The sequence below is a fragment of the Streptomyces sp. NPDC057271 genome, assembly GCF_042668715.1.
In the GTDB taxonomy this organism is placed as follows: Bacteria; Actinomycetota; Actinomycetes; order Streptomycetales; family Streptomycetaceae; genus Streptomyces.
In genome coordinates this window covers 1-9,033 of record NZ_JBHUYJ010000175.1, presented here as the reverse complement: position 1 = coordinate 9,033, position 9,033 = coordinate 1, and the positions used below count along the sequence as shown (strand labels likewise).

Below are 9,033 nucleotides of genomic sequence, written 5' to 3'. Positions count from 1 at the left end.
TCCCTGAGACCGCCCCCGCACGACCGAAGTCCCGCTACACTCCCGCCACCCGGCGAAAGACCAGGTCAGACAGCGAAATCCTGCTGGAGTATTAAAGGTCAGTAAAACTACTCGCAGCATCAATGGCAGTGACGGACCATTAAGCGGCCCGGCCGACGCACCGCTCAACTTCGAAGACCCGCAATAGTAAGGCGGCATCGGCGGCCGCACCAGTGGCCACGGCGGGGGCAAAAAAGCCACGTTTGGGGATGCAATGATCGCTTGCTCGTCGTAGCGTGGGAATCAGAGCCGGTGAGAATCGCCCCCGTGGAAGGCGACGTGCTGACGGCGGCGCCGGGGAGACGGGCGCCTCGGGGAATCATTGAGTAGATATTCCTGCCTGGTCGCGCATTGCGCACGAGCGCAGCTGCGAGGGCATCATGCAGATGAACGAGACCTGCCAGAACGCGATGTACGGGACGCTGCCGTATGCCGGGGGCGGTAGGGCGTCGGAAAGACTTTCTCTATCACCAACGCGCGTGCTATCCCGGTCGTCGTCCTCTGTGTCAGCGGAGGAGACCAGCGAGACAGGTTCGACAGCAAAACAGGGACCCTCGGGCCTACCGGGTCTGCTCCTCGAATCGTCCAACAAGACATACATACGTCCAACGAAGCATTCGTTTTATCTCATCTTCACGAACGCGCTGGACGGCGCTTTCCTAGCTGCCCTTGAGCGCGCAAATCGCCTGAAGAGCCAGGTCGGCGTCGCAATATGGCGAACGCCCCAACAAATCGAGCCCTATCACGAGACACGCGATTTCGGCCTATGTGCAATGGCGGTTACGCATAGTAGGGCTGCCGCGCAGTTGCCGGAGTGGTCCGGAACGACCCGCCGAAGCCATGGCTTTTCAACGCGTTGTTCACCCCGAATCCGCTGCGGTGGCGAGGAGGCTTGCACCCACGGCCCCACCGGGTGAAGTTTAAGCTCCCCTGCGGTAAACGGCTTAGGTCCATGGGTCGAGACCCTCTACAGGTTTGCCCATCGGCTGACGCACCGAGCAACGAGTGTGCAACACGCTCTTTCGCCGACTCTCATCAGCAGCCTGCACGCCCGTACAGGGCTCCGAAAATCCAAGGAGGAAACCCATGAGCATTATTCACGACAAGTTGCAGGAAATGGACGAGTTCCAGGAAGTGATGGAGGCCTACACACGCGACACCCGCGAGGCCCGCCAGGCCGTACAAGCCGACCGTGACAGGCAGGTCGCCCTGCTGTATCCAGAAGCCCGCACCTTCGCCCTCATGCAGGCCGACGCGATCAGCGACACAGAGAAGGGCGAGAAGGCGCTGGCCGCCCTGCCTCGCACTCTGACGCTCGTTACGCCAGACCTGCAAGACCCGTCCCGTGACCACCTCTACGTCGGGCCACATGCCGTCCTGTCCCGCAACTTGCAGTGGAACCCGATTCACCGCGAACTGAGCTTCGTGACCTCCGACAGCCGGCAGGAGATCAGCGGCCACTTCGTCATGACGCACAACCGGCTGCGCGCCTACGGCACCGTCACCGTGGACGGCCAGGCCGTCGCCGTCATATACGAGGTTGCTCCGCAGCGCTTCCGGATGAAGGTGGCAAAAGACGCCGCCTACCTCTCCGGGCAGAACGCCTCGATCACCTGGGACCCCACGAGCGACCGCTGGAATCAGACCTCATGGAGCGCCGACTACGAGGTCGGGTTCACCTACGGCGTCAACGGCGAGGAGGTCATCGGCGACGAGAAGCTGTACTCCTTCCTGCCCAAGTTCGACGACATCAAGACCGGCCGCAACTGGGAGCCAACCCCGAACACCTACACCGGCTACATGAGCCGCAACCGCCGCCTCACATACGAATTGAGCTCCGGCGTCAAGCCGCCGTCCGGTGCGGGCGCCGAGCTGTTCCCGTACCAGCTGACCTGTAAGCTCAGCGAGTTCGGCGCGGACTTCACTGGCGGCATGGTCGTCGGCGGGCCGGGCTACCAGGGCACTGTCTATGGCGTCATCGGCGACTGGGCTGGCCACGGCGTCGCCGGTCTCTACCACCTCGGCCAAGGCGAGCAGGGAGCGGAACGCCTCGTGGCGGTGCACGACCGCAAGCTGCACGCCAGCACCACCGTCGCAGCGCACACCATGCTGGACGGCGACGTGCTGTCGTGGTCCGGGCTGGACGAGGTGGCCGCGGAGGAGGCCGGCATCCCCACCGAGGGATACCTGACCTTCTCGCCTGACGGCGAGCACGTCGTGGAGTCTTCCTTTGGCGCTACCGGCGTCCGCGTACACCCCGACACGGCAAACGGCTTCGTCTCCCGGATCGCGGTCCCCCGTCTGGCCGAGTCACTGCGCCACTCGGTCGCGCTCGCGAACCCCAAAGCGAGCGCGACACACGACCTGACCGAACTGTTGAACATGAGCCAGTTCGCCACAAACAACAAGGGCGAATACCTCGACCATGTACAAGAAGCGTCCATGGAGGACTTCTACAAGATCCTCCAGAACAAGATGGATTCCGACCTGCGCGCGACGTTCTTCCACAAGGACCCGCCGGTTCTCGACCCGGATCTGCGAGCCATCGCCGCGGTCAAGGGCACAAAGGGGTCCGACCCGGACGCGTGGTTCAAGTCGCTCAGCGTTCCGTACACCGTGACCTGCCTTGGCAAGTTCAGCGACGACCCGTACGCCAAGACGTTGAACACCGTCCGCTCCGGGCAGTGGATGACGCAGATCACCGGCGGCAGTGACGTGATGGCCGCGCAGGCGCCGCTGCTGTACCAGCGCCGGTACCAAGAGCCCAGCGCGAACAAGAACATCGGCTGGTACCTCGCCGACCAGATCGCCAACCACGCCAAGTACGCACTGAACATCGATGCGACCACAGAGGCGTGGATCAAGGAGGCCCGCGACAACAACGCCGGCACGCCCGAACAACTGGCCGAGATGGAGAAGAGCATCCGCGCGCTCGGCGACCACGCCAAGCAACACAAGCAGTACTGGGCCTTCGCCGTCTACACCGCCACGTCGCGGCCCAGCTACCTGCTGATGTTGGAGACATTCATCAAGCTCGGCGGCGAGGTGGACGGCTCGGAGTACAGCCAGCGTGTGCAGCGAACCGTCGCGCTCCTGAACATCCTGGACACCACGAGCTACTTCTCCCAAGAGTACGGCTACCTGCTTCAGCTGTTCGAATTCGGCACGCTACTGCCGCAGATGGCGGATTTGGCCGGTGGCGTCGGCGGCTTCAACTTCGCAGTGAAGACCCTCCTCGACGAGTTTGTCAAGAAGTACTTGAACTCGCCGGATCCGGCTCTGAGCGAAGCGGCGCAGCAGCTGCGCGAATACGGGTCTCAGGAACTCGTTGACAGGATGCTAGCGATCCTGCGGACGTCCGCCGAGGTCCAATACGGCTTGTACAACTGGAGCTACGTGGTGCAGCGGTACCAGGCCTCCTGCGCCCGGTTGCTCGGTGGCGTGCCCGCCCTGGTCACCAATCTCGGCGCCCTCGCCGCCGCGGGCATGCTGATGTCGTTCTTCCTGCAAGGCACCGCAGACTGGAACTCGCTCAAGGACACGCAGAAGGCGTTCGTCATCAGCTCCGCCGTCGGCATCGTGGCTATCAACACAATCAAGCTCATCAAGCGCTCCGTCGCGCTGGTTGAGATCTGGACCCCGAGCAACGGCTTCTGGAAAAACGCCCGCATGTTCTTCTCGCCGAAGCTGCTGACGCAAGCTCAGCGCACCGCGACCACCGGCCTGCGCGGCTACCTGCTCCAGGAAGGCGGCCCGAAAGTCCCGGCCGGCCGCATCGACTTCCGCCAGTGGTGGGCCAGCCGGCAGGCCACCGCCGCGGCTGGCCGACGCTTGCTGCCGGTCGAAGCGAACAAGACGTTCATCCGGCGGCTGTTCGGCAAGAACCTCACCCTATTCATGGCGCGGTCCCTGGCCGGCGCGCTCGCGATCGTTGGGATCGTGATGTCGGCGATCGACCTCTACAACAGCGACACGTCACTGGAGAAGGCCGCGCACAGCTTGTTCATAACCGCATCCTGCCTGGAGCTGGTCGCGGTGATCGGCGCCTGGGCGGTCTCCGGATCGGCGGTCACCGTAGGCGGCTTCCTGGTCAGCTCGATCTTCTCGGCGGTCTCCGTGGTCGGCTTCGTGGCACTGGCGCTCGGCGCGATCCTACTGATCATCCTGATGTCCCTGCCGCAACCGACCCCGGTGGAGAAGTTCGCCAAGGAACGCGCCGACAAGTTCTACATGCCGTACAAGGCCGCTATCGACACGTTCCGCATCTACCGGCCGATCGGCGAGCCGCAGCGCGCCGGCATCGCGATGTTCGCCACCGGCGACCAGTCGCACGCGCTGCACATCGCCTCCGACGGCAAGGTCAGCCAGGCGGCCTTCGACGCCACCGGGCACACCGCTTTCTACATCTCCGTGGACGAATATGGCCGCACCCAGATCGGCGCGCCGATCCTGAACACGGAGGGCAAGCCGTGCTTGCAGAGTCTCGCGGTGGACGACGCCGGTCTGGTGACGTCGCGCGATTACGCGGCGGACGACCTGGCGCCCGAGCCGAAGCTGCTTTGGTACGCGGACATGCAGGGCGAGGGCACCTATCAGGAGTCTGCGTCAGGAGTGAAGGAGCTGAAGTCGGCGCCGTTCAAGCTGCGCAGTGTTTTCTTCGTCGACAACCAGAAGACCACCCGATGGCTGGCCTCGGGCGGCGGAACCGGCTGGAAGACCACGACCGCCGAGAGCGAGGCGGCGACGGTGCGGCTGGAGATGGTCGCCACCAAGCCAGCTGAGCTGTCAATGAGTGACGTCTCCTGGCTGACCGTCGCGCACGACGAGGTGACCGGTCCGGCGCTCCAGGTGCCCGGCAGCGTGCCCCAGGAGTGGACGGTCACACCGGCGCTGCCGAGCGGCCTCACGTTCGACCCCGACGAAGGCACCATCGCGATGGCGACCGGTGTCGACGTGTCGCCGACGCCCAAGCAGGAATACACGCTGAAGGTGACCAACGGCGTCGGCTCGGAGGAGACGACCTTCGCGCTGGAGATCACCGCGCCCGACGAGGCCGCCGTGTTGGCGGTCTGATCCCGCCGATCGTCGATCCTGCCATCCGTTCCATCCCTGAGCCAGGAGGCTGACATGGCTTCACCGTTCAACCCCCGCGACGTCGAGGTACTGGCCGCGGCGCTGCCGCCGGAGGGGGTGAACCAGGTCGGTCTCCTGGCCCGCTCGGTGCTGGTGCTGCACGCCAAGCGGCTTACGCCGGGCCACTACTCGCAGATGATCGGCACCGGCCCGGCATTCGTCACCATCTTCTTCCCGGACGCGAACCCGAACCCGCTTGAGGCGTCGATCAGCCCGCTGACCGGACTCGACGACGGGTTCTTCTCGGCGGTCGCCGTGGCGCTGCTTTGCCGGCGTATGGGAGACGTCCTCACCAGCGGGTTGCGTCCGCAAATCCTGACCGCGAAGGCCGACGCTGACCTGTGGTCGTTCTCGACACGGATCCGGGAGAACTCCTACCGGTTCTATGCCGAGATGGCCAAGTACGCCGACAGTCCGATCCGCACCGCGCTGGCCGCGTTCCAGGACGACTCGAAACGCGCGGTGGCGCGGCAGCACTACCTGGCCGGGCTGTCCTCGCCGACCTGGACGAACGACAAGATGCTGCAGTGGTCGTCGGGCAACTGGCCGGACCGGGACTGGGAGCTGTTCAACCACTACGCGAAGCTGACCGCGCTGGGCTGCTCGACCGCTGAGATCGACCTCGCGATCGACCGCATCGTGCAGCAGGGCCTGCCGATCCCGCCAGCCCTGCGCCCTGGCGCCTGGTACCGGCAGGCCCCATGGCTGGCCGACCTGCGAGGCGAGGATGCCGCGGACGCCACGGCGGCGCTGCTGAAGACGAACTGCCACGTCTACCCGGGAGCCACGTACCCGTCGTGCATCGCAGAGGACAACTCCTACGAGTTCACGGCGAGCTCCCAGCCGGGCACCTCCTACCGGCAGGTGCCGAGCTCGTCGTGCTTCGCGCCCGGGACACGCGTGGTCATGGCTGACGGCACACTGCGGGTGATCGAGGACGTGATGCTCGGTGACAAGGTCGCGACGCCAGAGGGTCCGGGCACCGTAATCCTGCGCCAGCGGCCGACTCGCGGCGCACGGATCCTGTGCCGGTTCGAGGGCACCTCCTTCGCGTTCGTGGCCTCGCATCCCTTCATGACCGCCGGCGGAGACGCCGCTTACGCTGCTGCCGATCCCGAAGCGCTGGCCCGCGACGTCCCCACGCTAAGCCAATTCGGCATCCGCCCACTCGCCGGTGCCGACCTCCTGCGGCGCACCGCCCACGGCACCGCCGAACCCTTCCCCGCCCCACCGGTCCACGACGCCGCCGAGGCCCAACCCGATTTCCTCTACGACCTCTACCTGGCCGTCGGCCCGGACGGCCGCAGTGAGTACTTCGCCGGCGACACGACAACCCAACTCCTGGTCAGCTCTGAAGTCCCGCGCTTCGCCGCCGCCCCCGCGACCACCGCCGTAGTCCTTCACATCCTGGAACAAGCCGGCCCCACCATCCTTCACGCCCTGGCCGACGTCCCAGACGAGTCCTTCGAGGACCTGCTCTCCATCGGCCTGGACAGCATGACTCGCACCCTGATACCGACCATCGGACCCGAACTGACGGCTCCCGCGTCCGCCGCCGCACCCACCTTGGCTCCGTCCGCCGTCGCCGATCCCGAAGCCCTCGCCGCCGCCGTCCGCTCCTTCGCTGCCTCCCTGGCTGCCGTCCCCGACGGTTATGACCGCCGAATGGGCGTCCTCGTCGAGCAGTTCGCGGCTCGCTTTGCGCCACAGTTCGAGGCCGCCCTAACTCTGCCGTGGCGCGTCTTCGACCTTGCCGACGCCGACGTCACCGACGTCTTGGCCCTGACCCTCTACAACATCGAGACCTCCCGCCCCGGACCGCCAGCCCGCGAGGCCCAGGCCGAACTCACCCTCCACCAGGCCGGCGCCCGCGCCACCCGCCGCCTCCCAGTACGCCCCGGCGCGCCGGCCGACCGCTGGTACTACAGCTTCGACCACGTCGCCTACTTCCCCGAATGGTCCCCTCCCATCATCCCGAACGGCCCCCTCTGGCAACTCGACATCGAGATCGCCCCCTCCGCCGGCTCTTTCCATACCACCCTTCCGCTCCCAGCCGACTTGGCCCACGGCTACCAAGCCTGCGTCATGCCCCTCCGCGATCCGGACGGCGCCGTCGTCGGCCAGACCCACTTCGACATCAGGCTCCTGACGCTTGATGCCTACGCCGCCGAGGTCCGCCGCCAGGCCGACCCGCCACCTCAAGCCCTCCCCACCCGCCTCGCCCAGCTCGCCACCGCCTACCTCACCAGCGAATTCGCCCAGGCCCTCTCGCTATTCCGCTTCTGCGCCGCCACTACGCGGGCACTGTAAGCGACACCACCGGCAAGCTGCCGAGGACGGCCGACATTGTTCAATGGCTTTCCTTGGGCTCCGCTGAGGCTGGAGATCAGCCGGACGGGTCGCGGGTTTCCGGCAGTTGGTCAAGTTGTTGTTAGGGATGTCAAGACTAGCTGGGGCTGTCGCTGAGTGTTGAGCAGATCGAGTCGTGGTCCGATGGCATAGCGGGGTTGCATGCCCGGTTCGGGCATCGTTTTGGCAGGTCGGAGCCACGCGATCGGGCTCTGGACTACATGACGGGCCTACTTGCGCCGCTGGAGAGGAAGAACGGGTGGACGCTGGCCGAGCAGGTCGGCCAGCTCCGCCCGGACGGCGTGCAACGCCTGCTCGACCACTCCGAATGGGACGAGAACGCGGTCCGCGACGATGTCCGGGACTTCGTCGTGGAGACCATCGGCGCCAAGGACGGCGTGCTCATCGGGGACGACACCGGGTTCCTGAAGAAGGGCACCAGGTCAGCAGGTGTCCAGCGGCAGTACTCCGGCACCGCCGGCCGCACTGAGAACTGCCAGATCGGCACGTTCCTCGCCTACGCATCCGCCAAAGGGCGGGCGCTGATCGACCGGGAACTCTACGTCCCGAAGTCCTGGACGGACGACCGGGACCGCTGCCGGGCAGCCGGGATCGACGACACGGTGCCGTTCGCCACGAAGATCGAGCACCTCAAGTGGATGCTGCAACGCGCCATCGACGCGGCTGTTCCCTTCGCCTGGGTGACCGCGGACGAGGCGTACGGGCAGGTCAAGCACTTCCGCGCCTGGCTCGAAGAACGCCGGGCCGCGTATGTGCTGGCCACCAAGGTCAACGACACCGTGATCACGACCGACGGCCAGGACGCCCGCGTCGACGCTCTGACCGCGGCCCTGCCGAAGCAGGCATGGAAGCGGATCTCCGCCGGAGCCGGCGCCCACGGCCGGCGGATCTACCACTGGGCCCGCGTCGCGATCCGGCCTGCCTGGGAGGGCGGATTCGGGCACTGGGTGCTCGCCCGCCGCAACCTGTCCGACCCCGGCGACATCGCCTACTACGTCTGCTACGGCCCCGCCACTTCCCGGCTGAAAGACCTGGCCAGAACCGCTGGGGCAAGGTGGGCGGTGGAGGAGTGCTTCCAGATCGCGAAAGGCGAGTGCGGGCTCGACCACTACCAGGTGCGGCACTACCGGGCCCGGTACCGGCACATCACCCTGGCCATGGCCGTTCTGGCCTACCTCACAGCCATCCGCGCGCAAGAAAAGGGGCAGCGGAGATGACGAGCGAGACCTCATACCCCTCAGCGTCCCGGAGATCCGCCGGATGATCGGGCACGTCGTCGTCACGCCCCGCTGCCACAGCAACGAGCACCGTCTGCACTTCCGGCGCCGCAGCCAGGCCCGAGCCCGCCGCTGCCATTACCAACGCCGAGGCCACGACCCACACATGCGGTTGCAGTACTAGTGCCGCATCAGGCAACGTTCGCCCCGTCGTGACGTGCCGCCCGGTCGCTGTTCCGGGCGGCACTGGACGGCCAGAATGATCACGTGGCTG

3 protein-coding genes are annotated in these 9,033 nt (G+C 66.2%); all 3 read left to right on the top strand.

Translation table 11 applies throughout. The features are described from left to right. Nucleotides 1–1,125: 1,125 nt before the first annotated feature. The 3 genes from ACFUJR_RS37830 (at nt 1,126) to ACFUJR_RS37820 (ending at nt 8,759) form a co-directional block, all read left to right on the top strand. Complete coding sequence (locus ACFUJR_RS37830; RefSeq protein WP_383179615.1) at nt 1,126–5,112, top strand: Ig domain-containing protein; 3,987 nt, start codon at nt 1,126–1,128, stop codon at nt 5,110–5,112. A 54-nt stretch (nt 5,113–5,166) separates the two neighbouring features. Further along, nucleotides 5,167–7,482 carry a hypothetical protein gene (locus ACFUJR_RS37825; RefSeq protein WP_383179612.1) on the top strand — a complete coding sequence of 772 codons (2,316 nt, stop codon included), beginning with the start codon at nt 5,167–5,169 and terminating at the stop codon, nt 7,480–7,482. A gap of 152 nt (nt 7,483–7,634) precedes the next feature. Then, a complete protein-coding gene (locus ACFUJR_RS37820; protein WP_383179618.1) occupies nt 7,635–8,759 on the top strand; it encodes an IS701 family transposase in 1,125 nt (374 codons plus the stop codon). Nucleotides 8,760–9,033: the final 274 nt, after the last annotated feature.